At 46.3% G+C, this 25,354-nt stretch carries 20 protein-coding genes and 1 pseudogene; 12 read left to right on the top strand and 9 right to left on the bottom strand.

The features are described from left to right. The first annotated feature begins 43 nt into the window (after positions 1 to 43). Together GZ78_RS11540 and GZ78_RS11535 are read left to right on the top strand one after the other, a co-directional pair. Positions 44 to 1,414 carry a TolC family outer membrane protein gene (locus tag GZ78_RS11540; RefSeq protein WP_161787366.1) on the top strand — a complete coding sequence of 457 codons (1,371 nt, stop codon included), beginning with the start codon at positions 44 to 46 and terminating at the stop codon, positions 1,412 to 1,414. A 425-nt stretch (positions 1,415 to 1,839) separates the two neighbouring features. Beyond that, positions 1,840 to 2,142 (top strand): PTS fructose transporter subunit IIB, encoded by a 303-nt coding sequence (locus tag GZ78_RS11535; protein ID WP_034835555.1) that lies wholly within the window; start codon positions 1,840 to 1,842, stop codon positions 2,140 to 2,142. A gap of 61 nt (positions 2,143 to 2,203) precedes the next feature. On the opposite strand, the gene GZ78_RS29440 is transcribed toward GZ78_RS11535, so the two are convergent. After that, a complete protein-coding gene (locus GZ78_RS29440; RefSeq protein ID WP_161787365.1) occupies positions 2,204 to 2,344 on the bottom strand; it encodes a hypothetical protein in 141 nt (46 codons plus the stop codon). Between the two features lie 132 nt (positions 2,345 to 2,476). On the opposite strand from GZ78_RS29440, the gene ptsP reads away from it, so the two are divergent. Further along, entirely contained in the window at positions 2,477 to 4,990 is a 2,514-nt protein-coding gene (gene ptsP, locus GZ78_RS11530) for a phosphoenolpyruvate--protein phosphotransferase (protein WP_034835552.1), read from the top strand. A 4-nt stretch (positions 4,991 to 4,994) separates the two neighbouring features. Here ptsP and GZ78_RS11525 read toward each other — a convergent pair whose 3' ends face one another. Then, on the bottom strand, positions 4,995 to 6,701 hold the full coding sequence (locus tag GZ78_RS11525) for a hypothetical protein (protein WP_034835549.1): 1,707 nt from the start codon (positions 6,699 to 6,701) through the stop codon (positions 4,995 to 4,997). A gap of 23 nt (positions 6,702 to 6,724) precedes the next feature. Then, on the bottom strand, positions 6,725 to 8,290 hold the full coding sequence (locus GZ78_RS11520; protein WP_034835546.1) for a hypothetical protein: 1,566 nt from the start codon (positions 8,288 to 8,290) through the stop codon (positions 6,725 to 6,727). Positions 8,291 to 8,583: 293 nt separating this feature from the next. Between GZ78_RS11520 and hslO the strand changes: the two genes are divergently transcribed. Together hslO and pckA are read left to right on the top strand one after the other, a co-directional pair. After that, positions 8,584 to 9,507 carry an Hsp33 family molecular chaperone HslO gene (gene hslO / locus GZ78_RS11515; protein WP_081869801.1) on the top strand — a complete coding sequence of 308 codons (924 nt, stop codon included), beginning with the start codon at positions 8,584 to 8,586 and terminating at the stop codon, positions 9,505 to 9,507. 392 nt (positions 9,508 to 9,899) lie between these two features. Further along, the gene (gene pckA, locus GZ78_RS11510) at positions 9,900 to 11,528 is read left to right on the top strand and encodes a phosphoenolpyruvate carboxykinase (ATP) (protein ID WP_051786073.1); all 1,629 of its coding nucleotides are present in this window, start codon (positions 9,900 to 9,902) and stop codon (positions 11,526 to 11,528) included. A gap of 219 nt (positions 11,529 to 11,747) precedes the next feature. Here pckA and GZ78_RS11505 read toward each other — a convergent pair whose 3' ends face one another. Next, positions 11,748 to 11,927, bottom strand: a complete 180-nt coding sequence (locus GZ78_RS11505) for an oxidoreductase-like domain-containing protein (RefSeq protein WP_034835542.1) — start codon at positions 11,925 to 11,927, stop codon at positions 11,748 to 11,750. 15 nt (positions 11,928 to 11,942) lie between these two features. Beyond that, the gene (locus GZ78_RS11500; RefSeq protein ID WP_034835539.1) at positions 11,943 to 13,223 is read right to left on the bottom strand and encodes a neutral/alkaline non-lysosomal ceramidase N-terminal domain-containing protein; all 1,281 of its coding nucleotides are present in this window, start codon (positions 13,221 to 13,223) and stop codon (positions 11,943 to 11,945) included. 230 nt (positions 13,224 to 13,453) lie between these two features. Here GZ78_RS11500 and GZ78_RS30280 point away from each other — a divergent pair. Continuing rightward, positions 13,454 to 13,798, top strand: a pseudogene (locus tag GZ78_RS30280) (DUF6506 family protein). Positions 13,799 to 14,022: 224 nt separating this feature from the next. Continuing rightward, complete coding sequence (locus GZ78_RS11490) at positions 14,023 to 16,362, top strand: Tex family protein (protein ID WP_034835535.1); 2,340 nt, start codon at positions 14,023 to 14,025, stop codon at positions 16,360 to 16,362. Between the two features lie 35 nt (positions 16,363 to 16,397). Here the strand turns inward: GZ78_RS11490 and GZ78_RS27415 are convergent, their stop codons facing one another. Then, complete coding sequence (locus GZ78_RS27415; protein WP_081869800.1) at positions 16,398 to 16,772, bottom strand: BLUF domain-containing protein; 375 nt, start codon at positions 16,770 to 16,772, stop codon at positions 16,398 to 16,400. A 505-nt stretch (positions 16,773 to 17,277) separates the two neighbouring features. Between GZ78_RS27415 and gshA the strand changes: the two genes are divergently transcribed. Together gshA and GZ78_RS11475 are read left to right on the top strand one after the other, a co-directional pair. After that, positions 17,278 to 18,852: a glutamate--cysteine ligase gene (gene gshA / locus GZ78_RS11480; protein ID WP_034835532.1), complete on the top strand. Its 1,575-nt coding sequence runs from the start codon at positions 17,278 to 17,280 to the stop codon at positions 18,850 to 18,852. 536 nt (positions 18,853 to 19,388) lie between these two features. Beyond that, positions 19,389 to 19,859 carry an Rsd/AlgQ family anti-sigma factor gene (locus GZ78_RS11475; RefSeq protein ID WP_034835529.1) on the top strand — a complete coding sequence of 157 codons (471 nt, stop codon included), beginning with the start codon at positions 19,389 to 19,391 and terminating at the stop codon, positions 19,857 to 19,859. A gap of 74 nt (positions 19,860 to 19,933) precedes the next feature. Here the strand turns inward: GZ78_RS11475 and GZ78_RS11470 are convergent, their stop codons facing one another. Continuing rightward, a complete protein-coding gene (locus tag GZ78_RS11470) occupies positions 19,934 to 20,620 on the bottom strand; it encodes an FKBP-type peptidyl-prolyl cis-trans isomerase (RefSeq protein WP_034835526.1) in 687 nt (228 codons plus the stop codon). A gap of 422 nt (positions 20,621 to 21,042) precedes the next feature. On the opposite strand from GZ78_RS11470, the gene GZ78_RS11465 reads away from it, so the two are divergent. Beyond that, positions 21,043 to 21,573, top strand: coding sequence for a hypothetical protein (locus GZ78_RS11465; protein ID WP_034835525.1), 531 nt, complete (start codon positions 21,043 to 21,045; stop codon positions 21,571 to 21,573). Between the two features lie 280 nt (positions 21,574 to 21,853). Further along, positions 21,854 to 23,764: an ATP-binding cassette domain-containing protein gene (locus GZ78_RS11460; protein ID WP_330217606.1), complete on the top strand. Its 1,911-nt coding sequence runs from the start codon at positions 21,854 to 21,856 to the stop codon at positions 23,762 to 23,764. 56 nt (positions 23,765 to 23,820) lie between these two features. Here GZ78_RS11460 and GZ78_RS30650 read toward each other — a convergent pair whose 3' ends face one another. Both GZ78_RS30650 and GZ78_RS11455 read right to left on the bottom strand, forming a co-directional pair. Further along, the gene (locus GZ78_RS30650) at positions 23,821 to 23,943 is read right to left on the bottom strand and encodes a hypothetical protein (RefSeq protein WP_269078758.1); all 123 of its coding nucleotides are present in this window, start codon (positions 23,941 to 23,943) and stop codon (positions 23,821 to 23,823) included. 41 nt (positions 23,944 to 23,984) lie between these two features. Then, on the bottom strand, positions 23,985 to 24,218 hold the full coding sequence (locus GZ78_RS11455) for a cell division protein ZapB (protein WP_034836518.1): 234 nt from the start codon (positions 24,216 to 24,218) through the stop codon (positions 23,985 to 23,987). A gap of 545 nt (positions 24,219 to 24,763) precedes the next feature. On the opposite strand from GZ78_RS11455, the gene GZ78_RS11450 reads away from it, so the two are divergent. Then, the gene (locus GZ78_RS11450) at positions 24,764 to 24,991 is read left to right on the top strand and encodes a hypothetical protein (protein WP_034835524.1); all 228 of its coding nucleotides are present in this window, start codon (positions 24,764 to 24,766) and stop codon (positions 24,989 to 24,991) included. The last annotated feature ends 363 nt before the right edge of the window (positions 24,992 to 25,354 follow it).

Genomic DNA, 25,354 nt, shown 5'->3' with positions numbered 1-25,354 from the left:
CGGGAAATAATCCAACTGAACTCTATGGCTGACAGGGATGCTCATGAAATTCAATCCGATATCGTCTTTAAGGAAAACGCCGTTATCTCGGCTTTCCCGTTTTTGGCTGCTGGCTGGTACTCTGGCTGGCAGCTCAGTATTTAGCAGCTACCTAATGGCTGAAACCTTGAATGAGGTGGTCAACAAGGCTCTGGCCAGTCATCCTCAGGCTCAGGCCAGCTTGAACCGATACCGGGCCGCTACTGAGAGCATTGATGTGGCCTGGGGGGGCTGGTGGCCCTCTGTCGATGTCACTACAGGTATTGGTAGCCAGAAGAAGAGTTACCCCGATGATCAACCGAATGAAGCATTGGGTGATAAGAGCTTTACCCGCAAGGAAGCTTCTTTTTCGATACGTCAGAATCTATTCTCGGGCTTTAATACCAGCAGCAGCGTGGATCAGGCTCGCCACAGTGCCGCCGCAGAGTACCTGCGACTGAGGAATACTTTACAGGATTTGACTCTGCAGATTACCGATGTCTATCTGAAGGTATTGGAGAGAAAGGATCTTTTAGAATTGGCTGAGGAGAATCTGGAAGTCCACGATTCCATCCTTAAGCAAATTGCCCAACGCGCTCGACAGGGTGTTGCCAGAAGTTCCGACCTTGACCAGATCAAGGGGCGGGTAGCCAGAGCCACGGCTAATGTGATCAATGCCCGTAACAATCTAATGGATGCTGAGAGTGAGTATTACAGCCTGGTTGGCACCATGCCTGGTGAGCTGGAACAGCCTGGCTCCTATAAACTGGCGATTCACGAGAGCTTTGAGCATGCGCTTCAGGCCAGTGTCAGCAGACACCCGGGTATTCTCGCTACAGAGCAGGATATTAAAGCCTCTGAATCACAAGCATCTGCCACTGAAAGCAGTTATTTCCCGACTCTGGATATAGAGATCGATAAAAGCTGGAGAAATAACGCCGATGGTCAGCTGGGCACCCATGAAGATACTACTGCCATGCTGAGGCTTCGTTATAACTTGTTTCGTGGTGGCTCTGACAAGGCGCGTTCCAAAGAAAGTGCCTACAGGACAGAAGAGAGCAGAGCCCAACGAGACAGAATGCTGCGCAATGTTGAAGAGACCTTGAGGCTGGCCTGGTCAGCCCATGAGTTTATTGGTGAGCAAAAGCAATATCTTCGACAGCATGAAGACTCCAGCAAAAAAACCGTCAAAGCCTATCGAGAGCAGTTCAACATTGGTAAACGAACTCTGCTGGATCTGCTGGACAGTGAAAATGAGTTATTTCAGTCCAGTCGCAGTCTGACCAGTGCGATCTATCAGGAAGCTTTCTCTCGCTACCGGATTGTTGCTGCTACTGGAGAGCTGCTGGAAAGACTTGATATTGTCTTGCCAGTAGACTGGCAGGAGCAAGAATAACTGAGTCCCGTTATGAGGCACCAGAGTCGCCAAGTGCTCTGGTGCTGATTTGGTCTAACGATTCCCCTAGGAGGCTGACCGAGAATAGCGTCCGAGCATAAAATTCAGTAGAACGAGTCAGCTTTTTCACTGAATTTGTGCGAATAGTTGACCTATTTAAGCAAATTCATTGGAAAAGATGGCCGTTCTTTCTGGATTTTAGGCCGGACTGTTTATTCTCGGTCAGCCTCCTACTAGAAGTCCTGATCAATAATTTCCCTCACCTGAAATCTTCTACTAGCCTTATTGGGTCAAACAGCCTGCTATAAGCATCGGAAAGCTGAGCGCTCTTCCTGCTACTAACAATAAAACAGTAGGGAAGGGCTTATTTACTGTGAACAAATTGGGCTGTTCCACTGGCAAAAGTGGTTCCAGAGGGTCAATAAATGAAAATAGTCGTTGTAACTGCCTGCCCGACCGGTATTGCTCATACCTATATGGCTGCCGAGAAACTCACCGAAGCCGCGCTTAATCAGGGACATGACATCAAGGTAGAAACTCAGGGGGCTATGGGTATTGAGAACGAAATCACCATTGAGGATGTAGAAGAAGCGGATGTTGCGCTCCTGGCTGTGGATATTGCGGTAGATGGAGAGGAGCGTTTCAGGGACCTGAGGGTGATCAAGGTGCCTGTGTCTGAAGCTATTCGGAATCCGGAAGCGGTGATGGCTCAATTGGGTCAGGGGTGAGACGGGTGGCTGATGTTATTGTTCGGGCATAGATCATTGCAGATAAGTACGTTCGTTTTGTTTAGGTAGGCGGCACCAGAGCATCCTGAAGCTTGAGTGTTGAGGTGTAGACATTTTCCATGCAAATGCTTTTATCTCGCTGGCCATTACTTTTCTGGTTCAGGGGTGAGGCTGCATTCCCATTCAAGATAGTTGAAAACATGGCAGCTTTTCTGACCGTTAGATTGTTTCATCACGCCCCGTTGTTGAAGCAGTTTTTAGGCAATGCTGAGACTGTAACCGTGGAATCTTGATAAGGGCAGACAACAATGACAATACTGAGGGCCCCGGGGTAATGAGTTGTAAGGAATTTATTTTTACCTGTGAATTGCTGAATGGCTTACACGCCAGACCTGTGAGTTATCTGGTCAAGGAGGCGGCTGTTTTTGAAGCGACCATGGAGTTGGAAAATCTTCGCAGTGGCAGGAAGGCCAATCTTAAAAGTCCTCTCTCCCTTATTGCTGCAGACATTGCTTATCGGGATGTCTGCAGGATAAAAATTTCTGGCTCTGATGCGGTAGAAGCATTCAGGAAAATTAAGGCATTTATTTTCAAACAGCTCCCTGGTTGTGATGAGTTGTTACCAGCCATTAAAAACTCCGGTGTGTTACCTCCGTCGCTCAGAATACTGGAAATGGAATATTGTCGTGGTCAGGCCACTGGGGAAGGCTGGGCAATAGGAGAGCCTGTTTGTCTCAAAGAGTATCGTTTTCTGCCTATTGAGGACCGTGCGGTTTATGCCGGTGTGACCGGTGAACGGTTGAGGTTACTGGGAGCTATTGAACAGGTTCAGGATGAATTGCAGGCAGCCGTCGGAAAAGCCGAGTTGGTGGCCGAGAGAGAAGTATTAAAAGCGCATCAGCAGCTGGCAAGTGATCCTGATTTCAAAGCTCGTCTTCTTGACCACGTCGATAATGGCCTTTCTGTTTCCGAAAGTATTGAAGCAACCCTGGAGCATTTTGCCAATGCTCTGGAAAGTTCTGAGAACAGTTATCTCAGAGATCGGGTGATTGATATTCGTGATCTCTGTGATCAGATTTTGCGCCTTTCTTATGGTTCTGGAAGGCTGTTTAGTCCTGATAAATTACAAAGAAGCAGTATTTGCCTGGCCGATAATCTGACCCCCAGCCAATTCATGGGGCTGGATAAAAGTCATCTGAAAGGGTTGGTTCTGGAGAGTGGTGGTAAAGCTTCCCACACGGTATTGCTGGCACAGGCCCGGGGTATTCCTGTTCTGGTGGGGGTTGAAGGTGCCCAGGTGCTGATGAAGCAGGCCCGCGAGGTTGTGCTGGATGCGGGTCTTGGCATTTTGATTGCTAACCCTCCTTTGAAAGTACTCAGGTATTATCAGCAGGAAGAAAAACGACATCATGCATTGAGCGTCCGTTGCGAACCTTTTGTTCATACTGAAGCAAAAACGGTGGACGGGCAAAGACTCGAGGTGGGTGCAAACATTATTGGTCAGGAAGATGCCGAGCTGGCTTTTCGATCCGGTGCAGAAGGTATTGGCTTATTCAGAACTGAAATGATGTTTATGGAGCGAGCGCAGGCGCCTTCTTCAGCAGAGCAAGTGGCAGCTTATACCGCAGTGATCAGGGAGGCCGAAGGGCGGCCTGTTGTGATCAGGACGATTGATGTCGGGGCCGATAAACCTGTGGACTACTTCAATCTGGCGGAAGAGCAGAATCCGTTTCTCGGGTATCGGGCCGTCAGGCTTTATCCGGAGTTTCTCGACCTGTTTAAAGCGCAGGTTTTTGCTGTCCTCAAAGCGGCTGTTCATGGTCCGGTGGGTCTTATGATTCCAATGATCAGTTGTGTTGCCGAGGTAAAGTGGGTCAGGGAGGTGATTCAAGAAGTAGAAGAAGAATTAAAGCAATCCGGGGAGCATTATGGATCTATCCAGCTGGGTATTATGCTGGAGGTACCATCTGTTTGCCTGATTATTGACCAGCTGGCTCAATATGTGGATTTCTTTAGCATTGGCAGTAACGACCTGGCACAGTACTTTCTAGCGGCTGACCGAGGCAATGATAAGGTAGGCAATCTTTATCATTACCTTCATCCGTCTTTTTTGAGGTTTCTTAGAAATACGGTCAAAGAGGCTCACCGCTATAAAAAATGGGTTGGGCTTTGTGGCGAGATGGCTGCAGATACTGACACTCTCCCTTTGCTGGTGGGTTTGGGTCTGGATGAGATCAGCCTGCCAGCCCCACTGATACCTGCTGTAAAAGAAAAGATCAATCATCTAAACAGCACTCTCTGCAGGGACCTTCTGGATCAGTCAGTCAACTGTGAGGATATGGATCAGGTGAGCCTGCTATTGAAACAGTCTCACAATGATCTGGCCCCTCGTCCTGTATTCAGTACAACCATCATGAATCTGGATTTTGACTGTTTATCCAAGGAAGAAGCTGTGAAAGAGTTGGTGGATATGCTTTTTCTGGACAGTCGTATATCAGACAGCCGTTTGCTTGAAGAGGCTGTCTGGAAACGTGAAGCGGTTTATTCCACCGCTCTTGGAAATGGTATGGCCATCCCTCACTGCCAATCAGATCTGGTTTACAGCCACTCCGCTGGAGTATTGAGACTGAAGAAACCCATTGAATGGAAGTCGGTTGATGGAAAGCCCGTCGATACTGTGTTTCTGCTGGCAGTGAGAGAGTCTGGGAGCCATAGTGATCATATGAAAGTATTGGCGGAACTGGCGCGCAAGCTGGTGAATGAAGCGTTTTTAAATCAAATCAAATCTTCTCCTGATCCTGAAGCGCTGGCTAATTTCCTTGAAAAACATCTCGAAATACAAGGGTGAAAAATTACACCCAGGAATCGTCCCATTCATAAAGACTTTTCAGATGCTCGTATCCGAGCATCCATTCTTTTTGTTGCTTGAAAGCGCCGGGGTCAGAAGGAGGTAGAGTGAGAGCACTGCTGTCATCAAACTCTCTGGGTGCGCCGCCTATGTAAATCGTGACGTCATTAGTCAGTTCGTTTTGATCATTAAGGCCTTGTGTCCAGCAATGGCAAAGACGAGCCAGGTCCTGAGAGATCTCAAATGCATGTTGATCCCACTCATCTTCGGGCATGGACTGTTCAAGTCTCTGATAAATCTCAAGCTCCTCAACATCTATTTTGTTATTGAATCGGCTCATCTCCAGCCTTTCAATATCTCTGACTATCGCTGCAGTGAGAGTGTCGTATAGTGCTGCTTTTGACTTTCTGGTATCTATTGAAGGGCTGGTCTTTTGGCTGCCAGTAATATCTCTTGCTATCAGTTCAGCTACCGCAGGGTGGACACTTTCCAGCTCAGTTAGCAGTTCCTGACAGCGTTTTCTTTCGGTATCGCTGCCATACCCTTCCAGGGTTTTGGCAGTATTTGGCAGAGTGGCAGCCAACCCCACCTGATAGGCGTAAACCGCTTCTTTTGGAAAGGATATGGCGGATGGGTGCTGATGCTTTCTCATGAAGTTCATGAGCAGCGGAAACAGTAATGCTTTTCTTGCTGAGTGGGCTGACCCCTGATAGTCATGATCTTCTTGGTCAGGGAGCAAGGCAAGGGGAGTGCCAACAAAAGCTTCATTCTTGAGAGGGTTGCCCTGCCTCAGAAGAATGGCTTTGTCGCCTGATGAGTCGAAGTCTCTGGGGCCTGTGTCGCCTTGATAAAAATCAGCTCTATGAATCTGAAGCGTACTGATGGTTGGGTCATTAATCTGTGGCTCCCTGTTTTCTTTTGATACAGGGGGAGCCGGAGGCGGCGGGGGGAAATCTTGCAGATCTATCAGATCTTCATCGTCAGGCGATTGTGTCACAGGTGGTCTGGGAGGCAGAGCATAGGGACCCGGTGGGTGGCTATCGGGTCTGGATGGAGGAAAAGGCTCAGAAAGCTTCGGCGGCTGGCCTAATGTTGGAATGTCTATGTGAATACCGCGACCGGCTAAATCGGGCCGGGGCAGAGCCTGTTTCATGTCTAATAATGTTTGTTTACAGGTTTCCAGTTCACGTTTGGCTTCGTTGAGATCTTTCTGCAGGGCGGCTTTGTTCTCAGGAGAGTAATATTTGCTGACTTCGTCAAAAGTTTTTGTCAGTGATGCCCTTAGCGCTTTTGATTGTTCCAGATCTCTCATTCCTTCATCGGCAGGGATGATGTTCGTCATCTTGCCGTTACTCCCAACATGAATGACCAGAATCGGGGCCCCCGCACTGTTAGGGTTGCCTGAAGCAATATGTCGGCTCAACCCTGCTGCAAAGATAGCCAGAGTGGTGCGGGTTTCAAGGGCTTCTACCCTGAAGCTTTGTTGGATGTAATTGTTTTTAGCTTCTTCCGGTGTTTTGGGAGAGGGTATTGTGAAGGGTGTTGGCGATGTTTTTGATGCTTTTCGATCAGCCAGCGACTGTTTTGGTGTCTGTGAGTCACCTTTGGGAATCGCAGGTGTTGTTTGGTCACCTGACTGCTTTCCCGGTCCTGCTGGTGGAACGGGTCCATGAACGGGAGGCTTATTGGAGTTGGAAGGAGGTATGCTCATAGTATGCTTCCATTGAGACGTTCTCAGACGCCATGTTCGTACTGAACTTCTTTAATCGTATTTTCTTCAGGATTGATTGCATCAAAGTAGTCTTTGATGCCAGCTCGAATAGCCTGGGCGACTTCCTCTTGATCAGAGTCTGGATGACAGTAAATGCCTCCACCAAAGGCACAGGTGCGTACTACAGGTAGTGTAGGTAGACCTCTTTCAACAGCATGCTGATTATATTTATTTTGAGTAGCTAAAAGATTCTTGGCAGTCAGTTTTATATCTTTTAGAAATTCATCCTTATCGTCATAGCGATCCGATTTTCCATCTGGAGGAATGACATAAACCATGGCACGATTTTTCTTGATGCCTGCCGGACAATGCCCCTCTCTGAAAACGCTGACGAGGACAGTGCCCTGATTATCAGGTTCTCCACTGACGTGGCCATATATCGTTTCCAGAGGCGTGTTGTCAGTGAACTTGTCGTCAGCCGTTACGAACCCCAGGTAGCCTTGCTCGGCGGAGTCTGTCAGAAAATCGCTCTGTGCCTGTGCTATGGCAGCTTGCTGAGGATCTGTGAAGAACGCTCCAAACTGGGCATTAATTCCAGCGGCTTGTTTGCCAAACGTCAGATCTGTGGAACCTGCATTCACCGAGGCTATATTTCCCGTTTTTCCAAACTCAGCCTCAGAATCCTTTAACAGGTAAACATCTGAGAATTGACCTTTATTGTTAACTGGCAGCTGGGTTTCTATAGGCTTTAGATGCCCAGGAGCAGAGGGGTGAGGTTGTGATGGTATTTCAGTTGGCTTTGATCCTTCTTCCTGTAAAGGATTAGCAGGCCTTTTGGTAACCGGAGGAGGCATTCGTTTGGAGGGAGTTTTTGGAATCAACAGAAACTGACCCTCATTGCCTTGTTTGCGGGGTGTTTCATTGGGGTTAAACTTTCTCGCAGGAGTTCGGGCAGTGAACTGATTTTCATCGATCACAAGAGTGATTTGTGGAACAGGAGGAGTAGGAACCGTTCCGCCAGCCTCTTGGATGGCTTTACTCAGTTGACCTAACTCAGCTCTGGCGCTTTCTATTTGCTCTCTAAGTGCCTGTCTTTCTTCAGGGCCATTCTTCTGATTAATAACAGACAGCTTTTCTCTCAGAGCAGTTCTAAGCTTGCCAGCCTCTTCTGATTCGACTGGCATTTCGGGGTCTGGCGGTAGAATGGATGTCGTCTTGCCATCTTTGACATAAACAATTTCAAAAGGCAGGTCATCCTTGAACTGTGAAGGATCCTGAAGGCGTTGTTCAAGATTAGGGATGAAGTTCAGGAAATCATACTGAGCTTGAAAAGACAGTACCTGATGAAACTGATTCTCGAATACTTTAGCTGAGTTGACCTGGGGTGTGGCTGTTGTAGGTATAGTGTTTCGCTGGCCAATTGGAATGTCTGGTGCTGCGCTTTGGCCACCCGGGAGTGCATTGGATGCAGTGTGCGGTGTGATCCCTCCTTTGCCTGGTGGGGGAGGAGGTTGGTGAGGCGAAGTGACACCTGGAATATGTGATCCCGGAGCTCCTGAAGGGGGTATGTTTCCGCCGCCTGTTGACATGACTTTTTCCCGAATTAATTGACCGTAAAAGCATATTGCTACGTCATCCTTCATGGGTGGAAGTGACGTGAAATATTTTTCTTAGCTCATGGCTATTTAACTCATTGCCTTATTATCGGTCAGTAAAAGCAACAAATGAGATGAAGACATAAAATCGCTATACTTGCCGTTTTCATGAACCCGGCACCGTTCGCAGGCCTCTGGCAGAGCCTGGCAGCACAGGCTGGAAAAGCCATCAGCTCTCTACTTATGAAGCTGAGCAGGCATTAGCGAAAGAAATAGTAGAGCCGTTGATGAGTAAACAAAATACCGCCTTGAACGATGATTCAAACGCCGTGAGCCAGAAAGACTGTGCTCAGAGATTTATATTTGAGAACGCCGACCTCCGTGGCGAGATTGTCTCTTTAAGCGATAGCCTGACCGAGTCTCTGGCGGCACATGATTATCCGGTTAATGTTAAGGCATTGCTGGGTGAGTTGGTGGCTGCTGCAGTTCTGCTCAGCTCGACTTTGAAATTTGAAGGCATCCTGAGTTTGCAGGCCAAGGGTGATGGACCTCTGTCCCTGTTAATGGTGGAATGCACCGACCAGAAGACATTCCGTGCTTTGGCACGCTGGGATGAAGAGAGTACGGACAAGCTGGCTGCCAAAGGTCTGTCAGGTCTTCTGGGTCAAGGGCAATTGGTGCTGACTGTTGATCCTCACAAAGGTAACCGTTATCAGGGTATTGTGCCTTTGCATCATGAAACTCTGGCAGAAGGTTTGAATGCATACTTCAAGCAGTCTGAGCAGCTGTCCACCCGTTTCTGGCTAGCCAGTAATGGTGTGCAGGGGGCTGGCATTCTGCTTCAGGCGCTGCCAGAAAGTATTGAAACAGAAGCAGTTGAACGCCAGGAATCATGGAGTCGTATGACCATGCTGGCTGATACCGTGACTGAAGCAGAGATGCTTGAGCTGGAGCACGAATCTCTGTTGCTTCGCCTCTTTCATGAAGAGGAAGTTCGGGTATTTGATCGTGAAGCCGTAGCTTTTAATTGTAACTGTTCACGCCCGCGCAGCGCTAAAATACTGGCCAGCTTGGGTCAGGAAGAAGCTGAATCTATGGTGGCTGATCTCGGAACAATCGAGATGGGTTGTCAGTTTTGTAGTCAGACCTATATTTTTACTGCACAGGATGTCTCCGAGATTTTTCAGGGTAATCAACCCAAGACGCACTGAGCCATAAAACAAAATCACTACAGCTCCAGGAACCTGTCGGCTTATGCTTTCGAGCATAATATCGACAGGCTTCTGGCCGTAGACTCTCTCGCTAAATCCCCTTTCTATTGATCTCTGACAATCTGCTCGCTTCTGCAACCTGATAATTTCTTTTTCATTGTGTTTTAGTATGTTTGCTCTGTTTTGTTTTTGATTTCTACTGTTAAGAATCAGACAGTGGTTTGGCATTAAAGTCTGCGAGACATGGCAGGAGTCAAACTTTTACGGATAAATAGGCCACTTATGCGTTTATCTGGGCCAATATATCCCCTATCATAGGCGCCACTACACCGCTTATCATAGAATCACAAATACAAACATAATAACTTTCTGGAAGCTTAGGAGAGCTCTAAATGGCAGAAGTTAGCGCAGATATTGAGCTAAACAACGAAGCTCTGGCCAGCCTTGGTATCAGAGATGTAGCGGAAATTGTTTACAATCCGTCCTACGAGCTTCTATTTGAAGAGGAAACACGTCCTGAGCTGGAAGGTTATGAGAAAGGCGTGGTGACCGGACTGGGGGCTGTTTCAGTTGATACAGGCATTTTTACCGGCCGTTCCCCCAAAGATAAGTACATCGTAAAAGATGATACTACCCGCGATACCCTGTGGTGGTCTGACCAGGGCAAGAATGACAACAAAGCGATCACACAGGAAGTCTGGACTGATCTGAAAGGTCTCGTTTCTCAACAACTTTCTGGCAAGCGACTGTTTGTGGTTGATGGTTTTTGTGGAGCCAACGAAGAAACCCGGTTGAGTGTTCGTTTTATTACTGAGGTTGCCTGGCAGGCTCATTTCGTTAAGAACATGTTTATTCGTCCTTCTGAGGCGGAGCTGAAAGGGTTTGAGCCTGACTTTGTGGTAATGAATGGTGCGAAGTGCACTAATCCAAACTGGAAAGAGCAGGGGCTGAACTCCGAGAATTTCGTAGCCTTTAACCTGACTGAGCGTGTGCAGATTATTGGTGGTACCTGGTACGGTGGCGAAATGAAGAAAGGTATGTTCTCTATTATGAACTACCTTCTGCCCCTGAAAGGTATTGCTTCCATGCACTGCTCTGCGAATGTCGGGAAAGAGGGTGATGTTGCGGTATTCTTCGGATTGTCTGGTACAGGTAAAACAACGCTTTCTGCAGATCCAAAGCGGGCTCTGATTGGTGATGATGAGCACGGCTGGGATGATGATGGTGTCTTCAACTTTGAAGGCGGTTGTTATGCCAAGACCATCAATCTGAGCAAGGAAAATGAGCCGGACATCTACAACGCTATTCGTCGTGATGCACTACTGGAAAATGTTACGGTTCTTGAAGATGGCTCTATCGATTTTGCCGATGGTTCCAAAACCGAGAATACACGTGTTTCCTACCCGATTGAGCATATTGAAAACATTGTTAAGCCGGTTTCAAAAGCAGGTCATGCCAAGAAAGTTATTTTTCTGACAGCTGATGCTTTTGGTGTTCTGCCTCCGGTATCCAAGTTGACGCCTGAGCAGACCAAATACCACTTTCTGTCTGGTTTCACAGCGAAGCTTGCGGGTACTGAGCGTGGGGTTACTGAGCCAACACCAACATTTTCTTCCTGCTTTGGCGCAGCATTCTTGAGCTTGCATCCAACCAAGTACGCAGAAGAGCTGGTTAAGAAGATGGAAGCCAACGGTGCAACGGCCTATCTGGTTAACACGGGTTGGAATGGTACTGGCAAACGTATCTCCATCAAGGCGACTCGTGCCATCATTGATGCGATTCTTGATGGCAGTATTGATGAAGCAGAAACTGCTACGGTTCCTTACTTTGGTCTGCACGTTCCGACTCAGGTTGAAGGCGTGGAAGACGGTATTCTGAATCCTCAGGATACTTACGAAGATAAAGAAGAATGGAGTGGTAAGGCACGTGATCTGGCTGATCGCTTTATTGCCAACTTCAACAAGTTTACGGATACAGATGAAGGTAAGGCGCTGATAGCCGCAGGCCCTTCGCTGGATTAATGTAAGCAATAACTGCCGTGTAACAAGGATGGTTGATCACTGTTGTATGGCAGTTTTTTTATTTTGGTCTTTTTCAGATTTCCTGCCATTCGATCAATATCCTTTGTCGTCTTATTTCATATTCACTGAAACTTTCAATTTCTGAAACACTGGTGCGGTAAACGGCTGGATGCTGTAATTGTGAGTCTTCAACACTTCCTGCTGTGTTTTCTGAGCGGCTTACCGGTATAGGGTGTCACTTTCTTCCTGTTGCTTTTGAGTGGTTTCCAAAGGTGTCTTGCCTTCCTGTTCCAGCCAGAGTTCAAGCTGATCGTGGTAGTAATCCCAAACGCATGGGCAGCAGCCTCCCCCACAGCAATCATCGTCCGCAGGGCGTTCCGGTTTTTGTATGTCTGGCATAATTCCTTCCAGTGGTCAGTTTGTGCTTATTGTTCGTTGTTTACCCAGACATTGATTGAGCAATCGATCTATGGAGTTGGATACGTGAGTTCCGAAGCTTCTGTTAAGGTTGAACATTTCTTCGTATCCGTCTTTTCTACCCACATCCTCTTCAGGGATCAGGTAACCCAGACTGTCATGAGTCAGGCTGAACAGTGCACGATCAAAGAGGGGGGCTTTTGCCATCAACTGCTGACTCATTTGAGTCACGGGCTCGCCGGGCACTGACATTATCACAAGTCTGTCAAGAATCAGCACCGATGTTCTTGTGTTTAATGACGTGTCGGTCAGTGAAGACCAGTCGATGGTGCCATTCCTTACTGTTTTGGTCAGGGTTATTATTTTGAGGTTGTCTACTTCCAAAGGAATATACTCTGTACAGTAAGCCAAATGGCTGTTCAGCTCCCGGGCGTTCTTATCAGCCTGAATAACAGCCCGGGCAATACTTTCACCGTACTCTTTTGCGAACTCAAAAGTGCGTTTGTTACTGGGTTTACCATCAAGAGATGGCATTACATCTCCCAGGGAGCCATTGATGAAAATAGCCCGGGTTCCTAATTCTTTTTCTATTTGATCACGAGAGAAGCCTACCCAGTCTGATGTGATCTCAAGGTTATTGTCGTCAAGAGCAACAGGGTGGGAACCGAATGAAAAAAGCATCGCAATGGGGTTGCCATTCTTTTCAGTGATATTCAGAGAAAGTACTTGAGATACGATCTCGTTACTTTTTAAACGACGGTTATACCCTTTTCCCTGATCGGATAATCCTAACATCAACTTTGCGGATCTGGCGTTGGCAACGGCTGATTTTCCAGACTTCACGATTCTTTTTGTAATGACGCTAGCCTGCTCTTCTTCCAGGCTGCCCCAGAGGCCTTGTAAGTCAATACTGCTATGGGTGTGAGTGGCGGTGAGCAGGATATTTTTACTCGGTATTTCCAGCTCTTCGGAAAGTGCTTTTCGTAGCCGCTTGCCTAGTTTCTGGCTAAATCCGACGGCATCCAGACTGATGATCAGGACTGAGTTATTGCTATCACTCAGATAGAGTGAGCGTGCAGACACATCATCATGAATCCCCGTGGCTTCACGGTTTCCCAATATTCCATACCCTGCCAGGTAGAGGGTTTGTTTGTCGGCCAGATCCTGGTGAGTGACTAATGTTTCGCTGCTAAAGCCAGCTATCCAGGCCCAGCAGGAAGAAGCAGTGAGGGTCAGAGACAGGATAAAAAGTATTGTTCGATTTATTTTCATGTTCATTGGATGTTTTCTAACAGTAGAAAACGGAGTCGTTCCGATTCTGAAAAAAAGCTATTTTAGTCATGCATAACCCGCTATTAACGTCCATCTTTATATACCCATCGCCTTTCAAGATGCTACGTTGTTGCCAGCCCTGATCACCAACTAGTTGTAGGCTCACAGGGCTTCGCTCACTTGTCGCCTGGTAGCATCTTGAAATCCAAAGGGTATAGAGTGTTGCCGAGAATGCCATCTTAGTTTGGCTTTATCTTCAGAAAAGGTCGAATATTAAGCATTTTCATTCTTTTGCATTTATTTTTCTTTCACCCGATTTTTCACCTCAGGAGAATACTGTGGTAACAGGAAAGGGGGATTGTCAGTTCAAAGCGGTCGGCATTGATATGGCTCATAAAGAACAGGTTCTGAGAGTGGCTGAAGAGCTGGTGGCAGAAGGCTTTCAGATGATTTAGCTGTACGGTGGCTTTGGGTCTGAATGGGCTTATAAACTGTCTGAGCATCTTGGAGGAAAAGTGCCAGTAGGTGGTGTCTATTATGGTCCTCAGTATCGTCAGCAGCTGGCAGATTTGATGAAGTGAATGATTGCAGAGGCAGGCTATCTGCACAGAACGCAAGACAACTCGGTACCATCCGTTATAATTCGCCTTCTGGATTCGGGAAGTGACTGGATATTTAGGGTCACAACTTCCGGGAGCAGGTACTGTTTTTCAGGTTTTTCATATAATCACCTACCAGTCTGCTCCACAGGTGTGATTTTTTGCACCGTATTCGATAAATTCAAATCTAACATTGAGTGGGTTTTATGGAGATCATCTTTCAGCGTATCGCCGAAGAGCTGAATGTTCGTCCGGCGCAGGTCACCAGTGCAGTTGCACTGCTGGATGATGGCGCTACAGTCCCTTTTATAGCTCGTTATCGTAAAGAGGCTACCGGTGCTCTTGATGATACCCAACTGCGTTCTCTTGAAGAGCGTCTCAGGTATCTTCGTGAGCTGGAAGAGCGTCGTGATACGGTTCTGAACAGCATTCGGGAGCAGGAAAAACTGACGCCTGAACTGGAAAAGGACATTCGTGCTGCGGACACTAAAACCCGCCTTGAAGATCTTTATCTTCCTTATAAGCCCAAGCGCCGCACCAAGGGCCAGATTGCTATTGAAGCAGGTCTGGAGCCGCTGGCTGATCGATTGTTTAATGAGCCTGACACTGATCCGGAAGCTGTTGCAGCAGACTTTGTGAATGCTGAAAAAGGTGTTGCTGACATTAAAGCAGCACTGGAAGGTGCCCGGTATATCCTGATGGAAAGGTTCAGTGAAGACGCAGAGCTGCTGGGTAAACTCAGAGATATGCTCTGGGGTGAGGGTATTCTTTCCAGTCATGGTGTAGAAGGCAAAGAAGAAGAAGGCGCGAAATTCAGAGATTATTTCGAGCATGATGAGCCCATCAGGCAGGTACCTTCTCATCGTGCCCTGGCTATTTTCCGTGGTCGAAATGAGGGTGTTCTTCAATCCAATATCCGTCTGGATAATGAGCCAGAATCTCGTCTGGAAACGCACCCCTGCGAAAAAGTGATTGCTGATCATTGGAAAATCTCTGATCAGGGAAGAGCTGCAGACAAATGGCTTAAAGATGTTGTGCGCTGGACCTGGAGAGTCAAACTCCTGACCCAGCTGGAAACTGATCTGATGACTCGTGTACGTGAAAGTGCAGAGGAAGAAGCGATCAAAGTCTTTGCTAAAAACCTGAAAGATCTTCTTTTGGCTGCACCGGCAGGCCTGCGTCCTACTCTGGGACTGGATCCGGGTCTTCGTACGGGAACGAAAGTGGCGGTGGTTGATGGTACCGGGAAGCTGGTAGAGTATACGACTATTTTTCCACATGCTCCTCAACGTCAATGGAAAGAATCTTTGGGAACACTGGCAACGCTCTGTCTGACACACGGTGTAGAGCTGGTCAGTATTGGTAATGGTACAGCGTCCCGTGAAACCGATCGTCTTGTTGCTGAGCTCATGCGAGCTTATCCAAAACTGGGTCTGACCAAAATTGTCGTCAGTGAAGCCGGCGCATCGGTTTATTCTGCCTCTGAGCTTGCGGCGCGTGAATTCCCTAATCTCGATGTTTCTATCCGAGGCGCGGTATCTATTGCCCGTCGTCTTCAGGATCCACTGGCTGAATTGGTGAAGATTGAACCAAAAGCGATTGGTGTAGGTCAGTATCAGCATGATGTCAGCCAAACTCAGTTGTCACGTTCTCTGGAAGCAGTAGTAGAAGACTGTGTAAACGCGGTAGGTGTTGATGTAAATACCGCGTCCAGTGCCCTGTTGACTCGTGTTTCCGGTTTGAACAGAACGCTGGCAGATAACATTGTTGCATTTCGTGATCAGAACGGTGTGTTTTCAGATCGTGAAACACTTATGAAAGTGGATCGCTTTGGACCTAAAGCTTTTGAACAGGCAGCGGGCTTCCTTCGTGTCATGAATGGTGCAAATCCTCTGGATGCTTCTGGAGTTCACCCGGAGTCTTATCCTGTCGTGGAAAAAATTGCCAGCCAGTCCGAGCGTGCGGTTCATGGCCTGATTGGCGACTCTCTGTTCCTCAGATCTCTGGATCCAAAAAGTTTCACAGATGAAACCTTTGGACTGCCAACAGTCACTGACATTATTTCAGAACTGGATAAGCCAGGGCGAGATCCCAGACCTGAATTCAAGGCTCCGGAATTTCAGGAAGGTGTTGTTAAGATCAGTGACCTGAAGCTGAACATGGAGCTGGAAGGTGTTGTCACCAACGTCACCAACTTTGGTGCTTTTGTTGATGTCGGCGTACATCAGGACGGTCTGGTGCATATTTCGGCCCTGTCTAATACCTTTGTGAAAGATCCGGCTGAAGTGGTTAAGGCAGGTGATATCGTCAAGGTAAAAGTGATGGAAGTAGACGTCCAGCGCAAGCGTATTGGTCTCTCAATGCGTATGAGTGACAAAGCTGAAGAAGTGGCTCAGGCAAGACAGCAGCCCAGAGGGGAACGTTCTGGTGCTGGAAAACCACAGCAGAACCGTGGCGGTAAAAAAAGCAGTAATCAGGGTAAAAAAGAGTCTGCCGGAGGCTCATTTGCTGATCTGTTTGCCAATGCTAAAAAGCTGAGAAAGTAAGCTGATCGAGAGGCTGTCTTTGCGGGCAGCCTCTTTTATATGTTTTTGCGAAAGGACAGAAACAATTTCATGGTTATTGAAGGTTGTTTCTGCAAGAGCCGGGTATCAAAATCCGGGCTCAGAAAGTCTGTGAAGCTACTGCTTTCTGCCAGTTTCTTTCGGCTGGTTTTTTTAAATCCCATCTGCCATTCAGGAAACTGACGAGTCTCAATAAAAGACTGGTTTAACATGATGACGCCGAAGTGTCTTGGGTCTTTGGCAATGACTTTATAAAGTGCTGCAACCTGCTGTTTTTCTCCTTCCAGAGCCTGGATGAAAACGCCCTCACTGTATAGCAGCATCCCTGTGATGGTCTGTTTTTTTATTATTCTCTCTTGCCACACTGAGTAGTTTCTCCAAGGCATCTTCATCGAAAAGCTCAGAAGCTGTGCTGGTATAAACCATACAGAAAAGCGTGTTTTCCATAATGGCCGGGCTCCCTTTAAGTGGTTTTTGAGCAATGGGTATTTGTGAGCTTTGTGAATGATTTCATCGGCAGTGTTCGCTAAAGTTCAAACGACTTCGGGATGCTTGAGGTCTGTGATTGTCAGAATGAAATGCTGATGTTCAGGCAGGTCTTCTGAATAGTTTGAATTCATTTGCACCGATGGTGATATGGGATAAAGAACCATTGATTTGTAAAGAGTCTTTTCAGAATGAATCTATCTCGATAGGTGCAAGGTAGATTCTAACGTTATATAGTCCGCCTCAAGACATGTTTATAGCCTTTAGCGATTGCAAACATTTTTTGCTCGCTTACAGATATTTCACACAACAGCCATGAGCGAAGACAAGCCTTTTCACTGCCCTCAAATTTGAAGGGCGACAGAGCAAAAGGTTTATCTCGAAAAAACGCACCTGGATTGGAATTGTATTTTGACTAGCCAGTATGAGAGTCGTCTGCAACTACTTCAGCAGTCGTCCAACCAAAACCTGTTCAGTGGTATACGACACGGAATCGAAAGGGAAGGGTTGCGGGTATCGGCTGACGCACGCCTGTCACAGCTTTCTCATCCGGAAGTGCTGGGCAAGACTCTGACGCATCCCTATATTACGACCGATTACTCGGAAGCCTTGCTGGAGTTCATTACTCCGGTTTATTGCAAGGTAGAAGATGTCATGAAGTTTCTTGAAGAGCTGCACAGTTATACCTGTAGAAACCTTGACGGTGAAGCGCTCTGGGCAGGCAGTATGCCGGCTTTTCTGGAAGGTGAGCAAAGTATTCCTATTGCCCGTTACGGTGACTCCAATCCAGGCAAGATGAAGTATATTTATCGTGAAGGTCTGGCTCATCGATATGGTAAGGCCATGCAAACTATTGCCGGAATTCACTATAACTTTTCATTGCCCGAGTCGCTCTGGCAGTTACTGTCTGATGCTGAGTCAATGGATCACTCGCTGGAAGATTTCCAGTCAGAGTCCTACCTGGCCTTAATTAGAAATTTTCGCCGTTATTCCTGGCTACTGATGTATTTATTCGGAGCGTCTCCTGCGGTGAGTAAAAGCTTTTTTACTCAGGAAGCGCCCAGCGAGACTCTCGACCAGCTCGATGAGGATACGCTCTATATGCCTTGGGCAACCTCACTGAGAATGAGTGATCTTGGTTATACCAATAACGCGCAGTCTTCTTTAAGTATTTGTTACAACACATTGGGAGAGTACGTCTCCAGTCTTTCAGCAGCGATTAAAACACCTTATGAGCCTTATGAAGCGATTGGGCTCAAAAATCAGGATCGTTATCTACAGCTGAATACCAATCTGCTCCAGATTGAAAATGAGTATTACAGCAACATTCGGCCCAAGCGAATTGCCAAGCGGGGTGAAAAGCCTCTGACCGCATTATCGAAATATGGCGTTGAGTATGTAGAAGTGCGCTGTATGGACATCAATCCTCTGGAGCCTCTGGGTTTGTCATCGGTTGATGCTGCTTTTCTGGATGTTTTTCTGGTCTTTGTAGCACTGATGGATAGCCCTGAAATTGATCATGAAGAATGCCAAAGAGTGACTGAAAACTTTGCTCGAACGGTTTCAGAAGGAAGGCGTCCGGGATTGGAGTTAAATGATGAACAAGGCCCGGTCGTTCTCACTCACTGGGGACTTCGGTTGATCGACAAAATGGTTCCGGTTGCTGAAATGCTCGATCAAGCCAATGATTCGAGCCTGTTCTCAGAGTCTCTGGAGCAGCAAAGAGAGAAGTTACTGGATTCAGAAAGTACGCCATCAGCAAAAATTTTGCAGGCACTGAAAAGCAGTGGAGACAGTTATATCGACTGGATGCTTAAGCAATCAGAAATACATTCTCACTACTTCAGTCAACAGGAAATTCAGCCTGAAAGACTGGAGTATTTCGGACGAATAGCTGCTGAGTCAAGAGCAGACCAGGAGCATCTGAAAGCATTAGATACCACTGACTTTGATGAATTTTTGAAACATTACTTTGAGTCAGAGTAATTGAAATTAAATCTCATGGGCAGGTTCTTGAGAGTGGGTCTATTCCTACTGGAACCTGCTGAGGTTTTTAGAAGAGCTCTTCCCAGAGCCTGAGTATATTTTTATTTTCTATATTGGGTGAAATTCTGGGTTGCTTGGCTTTTTTAAATAGAAAGTAAAGCTTGATTTAAAGAGGTCTTATTGGTTTTTTTTAGTATGGAAGCAGGTAAAAGGTTTGCTTTCAGGTTTTTGAATGCAATTGAAATTAGCCGGATTGAGACGATAATCTGTCTTTTTTGCTTCTTTTTTAAATAATCTTTTTTAATCAAAGCTTCCTTTCTTATCCGTATTAGAATTAAAAAACGGTTAAAACCCTGAAAAAAACGACTTTTAGTGCGAGTGTCCAAATATAATCAATATCGAAATTTACAGTAAATTGAAATTACCCCTTGCCGCAAAAAATCCACTGTCATAACCTAGCAACTGAGTCGCCATTTCAAGCGGCGAGAAAGTGATCCCGTTTCGAGTAGATGAGATCCAAACGAAGAGGAATTGTCATGCTGGAGGGGTGCAAAACGGCCAGAGAACGTTGGGGTGGCGTATCACAAATTATTGATCGCTGGCTTAACGAGCGGCAGGAACTGATTGTTCTTTACTGCTCAATCAATGGAGTGAATCAATTTCACGATGATAAAAGGCCTGTTGCAAATAAATTGAAAGAAATGTGCCAGATCCTGGTTGATTATGTTTCAGCTGGGCATTTTGAAGTCTATGAACAACTGGTTCAGGAAGGTATGGAATTTAATGATGGGGGAGTAGAAATGGCTCAATCTATTCTGCCCAGACTGGAAAAAAATACACAGATTTGTCTGGATTTTAACGACGGTTGTGAGTCCGTCAGCAGTGTTGCCATGCTACAGACCCACCTCTCCGACCTGGGTGAAGCACTGGAGGAAAGGTTTTCTCTGGAAGATCAAATGATTGAAGTGCTACACGAATCCCACAGAGAATTGCTCTCTTCGCAGTAATGCTGCAGAAGTGGCAGATAGCATGGATATCTGCCAGCAGTATGAAGGAAACAGCTCAGTCTATGACGGGTTGTTTACTTCTTTTTCTCTTCTTTTCCCAGTGAGTCTTTTTTCACACTCAGCAGCTCAACTTTGAAAGTCAGCATTTCGTTTGGCCCTATTCTTCCGGGAATGCCTCCGGGTCCATAGGCAAGATCAGCAGGAATGTAGAGTTCCCAGACAGAACCCTCTGACATCTGTTTCAGGCCTTCTGTCCAGCCTTTGATAACCTGATTCAGCTTGAAGGTTGCAGGCTGATTTCTGTTGTAAGAACTATCGAAGACTTTGTTATCCAGAAGGCGTCCTTCGTAATTGACAGTCACTTCACTGTTTTCCTGCGGTTTAACACCTTGACCATTTTTTATTACTTTGTATTGAAGGCCACTTTCCAGTGTATTTATGCCGGGCTTTTTTGCATTCTCTTTCAGGAAGGCCTGACCTTTTTCAAGGTTCTTTTTAGCTTCATCAGTGAGTTGTTCCTGACGAGCTGTTTCAATCAGCTTAAACATTTCTTGCTTGTCCAGAGCGAGAGGTTTGTTCTCAAGAGTATCTTTGATACCCTGAGACAATGCGTCTGCGTTAATGCTCTCGAACTGCTTGAGTTGCTCAGCCAAAATCGCACCCAGGCTATAGCTGAGCTTGTCTGCTTTCGTATCCAAAGCAGCAACTGATTGCAGGGAATAGGACATCAGGGCGATGCCAGCAAGCACTTTTAGTCTCATGGGGTCTCTCTATTTACTATGAAAATTCAGCTCACTCAGACTTTGCAGTCACTATTTTCATATTCCGGTTTGAGCTGTATTTCCGGCTCATGGTTGTTTGTGTTAGCTCGACACAGATGAGTCAAATTTTTTTTTAGCACAGGTAATAATCCATCTTTGTGCAAACGTTAAGAGATAGCAAGTGTTCAGAAGTAGCAGTTTTACAAAAAGGCCTTAAATTTAAGGGTAAAATGACTTTTCTAAAAAATAAAATTAAATACGACAAGTTTTTTTTGAAGAAATAATTTCATCTTATATAAAAAAAATGTATAAAAAAATTTGCAGTCGTGTGATAAGCACTCTATTTTTCTAATTAAAACTGGATATAAATTATTCAGCTTTTATATAGAAGTACTTCTAAAGGCAATGACGAGGGATGACAAATGCCTGTAGCTAAAAGGAAACCAGCCGTTAAGAAGGCTGTTAAAAAACCAGCAGCTAAAAAACCAGCAGCTAAAAAAACTGCAGTTAAGAAGACTACCCGCAAGGTAGATCCAGTTAAGACGCTAGAAAAAGAAATTGAAGCTCTTAAGAAAAAACTGGATAAGGCTAAAGAGTCTTTGAAGAAAGCAAAGGCTAAAGCTAAAGCCACTCCCAAGAAGAAAGCACCCGCCAAGAAAAAAGCGCCTGCTAAAAAAGCGACCGCTAAAAAGACAGTAGCCAAGAAAAAGGCACCGGCTAAGAAAAAGACTACCGCTAAGAAAACAACTGCCAAGAAAAAAGCACCCGCTAAGAAGGCAGCTGCTAAAAAGAAACCTGTAGCGAAAAAAGCCACTGCCAAGAAAAAGGCGCCTGCTAAGAAAAAAGCCCCAGTCCGTAAAGCGGCTGCCAAGAAAGCTGTAGCTAAGAAAAAAGCTCCAGCTCCCAAGGCTGCTGCTAAAAAGGCTCTAGCTAAGAAGAAAGCGAAGCGTTAATCGCTCTAGCAGTCTCTGCAGGAGGGGGTATCCTCTCCTGCAATAATTCCAAATACCTGTCTCCCTCTCGCCCGCTATCAGCGAGTACTTCCTTGTGGCAATCTTCCAGTTGCCACTTTTTCTGTCTAGGGAAGGTGTACAAGCTGAGTTACCACTATATTCCCAGACCCTGAAAATATCCTGATTCGTCTACTGCTTATTCACTCCATTGTGCTTCCTGAACCCTGAATCTATTCGTGTCTGATATTCCCGTAGGAATGCCAGTGAAACAGTGTTTATAATGCGCGCCATGATTAATTTGAATTCAGTCAGTTTATTGCGTTCTGGCAAGGTTTTGCTGGAAGAAACCAGTGCAATGATTCATCACGGCCAGCATGTCGGACTGGTCGGTGCCAATGGGTGCGGCAAGTCGAGTTTGCTGGCGCTGATTATGGGTGTCTTTCAACCGGATAAGGGTGATATCAGCATCGATCCTGGCCGAGGGATTGCCCATATGGCCCAGGAAGTACTGGCCCTTGATCAGAAAGCTGTGGATTATGTGCTGGATGGCGATGAAATACTTCGAAAAATAGAAAAAGCGATTGAGCAGGCTGAACGCGATGAAGAGCATGGCAAGCTTGCTGAACTTCATGAAAAGTTGCTGCAGGCTGATGGTTATACTGCGCGTTCGCGTGCAGAACAATTACTGCATGGTCTTGGATTTTCCCATGAACAAATCGAGCGCAGCGTAAAAGATTTCTCCGGTGGTTGGAGAATGCGGCTGAATTTGGCACGTACTCTGATGTGTCCCTCTGACTTACTGTTTCTGGACGAGCCTACTAACCACCTTGATCTGGATGCCATTGTCTGGCTGGAAAGCTTTCTGAAGCGTTATCAGGGTACGCTGATTATTATTTCTCACGACCGTGATTTTCTGGATGAGGTGATTGATGTCACCATTCATATTGAACATCAGAAGCTGAATACCTACCGAGGCAACTATTCTGCTTTCGAACGTATGCGTTCAGAACGTCTTCAGCAACAGCAGGCTGCTTTTGAAAAACAACAAAAGCAACGTGCACACATGGAAAAGTTTGTTGAACGATTTCGTGCCAAGGCGACTAAAGCCAAGCAGGCTCAAAGTCGATTAAAAGCGTTGGCCAGGCTGGAAGAAATTGCTCCGGCGCATGTGGATTCCCCTTTCAGTTTCAGTTTTCCTGATCCCGACAAAATGTCTTCGCCCTTATTGACTCTGGATAAAGCAGAGCTGGGGTATGAAGGCAACGCTATGATCAAGATGAAGCTGAACATTCTGCCCGGCAGTCGTATAGGTTTGCTGGGGGCTAATGGTGCTGGTAAATCAACATTAATCCGGACACTGGCAGGTGAACTTCCTCTTGTGGCGGGAGAGCGGCATGACGGTGAGCATCTGAAAATTGGGTATTTTGCTCAACATCAGCTGGAAAAATTGGATGCAGACGCCAGCCCACTGCTTCATCTACAACGATTGTCGCCTGAAGCAAGAGAGCAGGAGTTAAGAAACTTTCTGGGTGGTTTTGGCTTTCATGGTGACAAAGCGCTGGAAAAGATCGAAGGTTTTTCTGGTGGAGAACAGGCAAGGCTGGCTTTGGCTATCGTCGCCTGGCATAAGCCCAACCTGTTATTGCTTGATGAACCGACCAACCATCTTGATCTTGATATGCGTCACGCTCTGACGATGGCTCTACAGACGTTTGAAGGCGCTATGATTCTGGTGTCGCACGATCGTAATCTCCTGCGCAGCACTACGGATGATCTTTTCCTGGTTCATGGTGGCAGGGTGGAAGCGTTTGAAGGTGATCTGGAAGACTATAGTGTCTGGCTGACTCAACAGCGGCAGGAAGAAAAGTCAGAACCAGCTTCTGAAACACTCCAGTCTTCAAACTCTGCACAAGCCAGAAAAGAGCAGAAACGCCTGGATGCCGAGCGTCGCAAGCAACTCAGACCGATGAAAAAGAAAGTCGAGTCTTTGGAGAAAAAACTCGAGAAGCAGCAGTCTTTATTGGTTGATATAGAGTCTGAACTGGCGAATCCAGAGCTTTATGAGCATTCTGCAAAAGAGCGTTTAAAAGCTTTGCTGGATCAACAAACGCAATACAAAATGGCCATCGGCGATATCGAAGAAGAGTGGATGGAAGCATTGGAAAAACTTGAAGAAATGGAAAGTGAATAAACCATTATGAGTTTATATATCACTTTACAATTTTAGTGATGAACTGCGATTGATGGTTACCGCCTGAGAGTGATCAGGCGGTAAAGTTCAGGAGTGTCTCTGTATGTGAGAGGTAATGCGCTATAAGCCGTCATAGGCTTTCTGGCTTTCTCATTGCCTGGTGCGATGAAAGCAGACATTACACTCCTGAAGACATGGGTCGTAAATGTGAAAATGACCGTTATGCTTGCTCGTATGCGACTTCTTCAGCTTCGTCAGATACGCTATCGAGCTTGCCGAGCAGAGCTCCAACTCTGTCACTCCAAGAGCTTAGCTCCTGTTTCAGATGAGAATTTTCATCTTCAAGACGAGTGTTTGATGAACGCAGTTCCTCAAGCTCCATTCGAGTGAGCTCAAGTTTGTCGATAAGATTCTGAAGTTTGGCTTCCAGTTGACCTAAGGATTCAATGGACATAACTGTTACTTTATCACCAGGAAATAGTTCGGACGAAATCAGCCTGCCTGCAACCAACCGCTACCCGCCATGCTCTCCGATAGATTTTCATAAAGCATTAATCTGGCAAGCTTCTGCAAAGGTTCAGAGTGGCTTTTGCACTGAGCTCTACGATAGCACATAGTTCAGGCTAAGTTCAGATAAGTTACGTATATGCAGGCTATACTTGCGAAGTAATTACAAAAGAGAGTGAGTGGTAAGCGAATTTTTATGGGTTTATTTCAGTGACCATTGTTATGGCTTCTGAAGTGACTTAAAAAACGACGGGCATCGGATACTGAATTTGACTGTTTGATACTAATCAAATACCTGTTGCGGCCAATTGTTTTTTGCTGCGGGTTCTATTCAAAAATCAGATCACCGAAGGCGTTTTTTGGACAACAGGGCTGTAAAAATGGCTCGTCAGAACTCTATTAAATGCCGACCGGAAACCTTGATGCTCTTCTGAATTGCACAGGACACTTGTATCACCTGTGTATGAGGTGGAATGCCTCAAGGAGTTTTGCATGAGCGAAACGACAATACCCTCCGCAACGATTGTCTCTATCCTCAATGTTGAGGATGAGGCTATGAGGGCTTTTTATATCTCCCTGACCTGCAATCAAAGTGTGGACGAATACATTCAGGATCAGCATCTTTATTTTTCTTCACGTCAGGTTGAAGGTGTCTTTCTAAGCCATTTGCTAGCGTTGACTGAGCTGGCTCTTGATCGTTGTTTTCTGCACACTCGATAAATGTAAAACCTGAAATCACGACTCAGTATTTACATTCAATGATTCTTTTTTTTTCGGAAAAAGAGATCAATAAAGCATTTCTTATTACGTAGTATGCGGCCAAGAATGAGCCAATGATTTTCCCTATGGGCAAGAATCGTTTCTATCATCCACGATTCCTGTATGAAAGGTCCAAACGATAGAATCGATGTATTGGGGGGGGTTTGTTGGATCAGCCCCTTTTGATATCTTGCTGCATACTGACAACTATCTGCCAAATCGATACACTCCCCCGTTCCGAATGTAAATGCAGATCGGGCTTCCAGACTGAGTGTGATCAGTCTGATGATCAGGGGCTGGGCCATTATCCAGAAAACTGCCACA

The organism is Endozoicomonas numazuensis (assembly GCF_000722635.1).
Taxonomy (GTDB): domain Bacteria; phylum Pseudomonadota; class Gammaproteobacteria; order Pseudomonadales; family Endozoicomonadaceae; genus Endozoicomonas_A; species Endozoicomonas_A numazuensis.
Note: the sequence above shows the minus strand (reverse complement) of the source record. Positions and strands in the feature narration are given on the sequence as shown.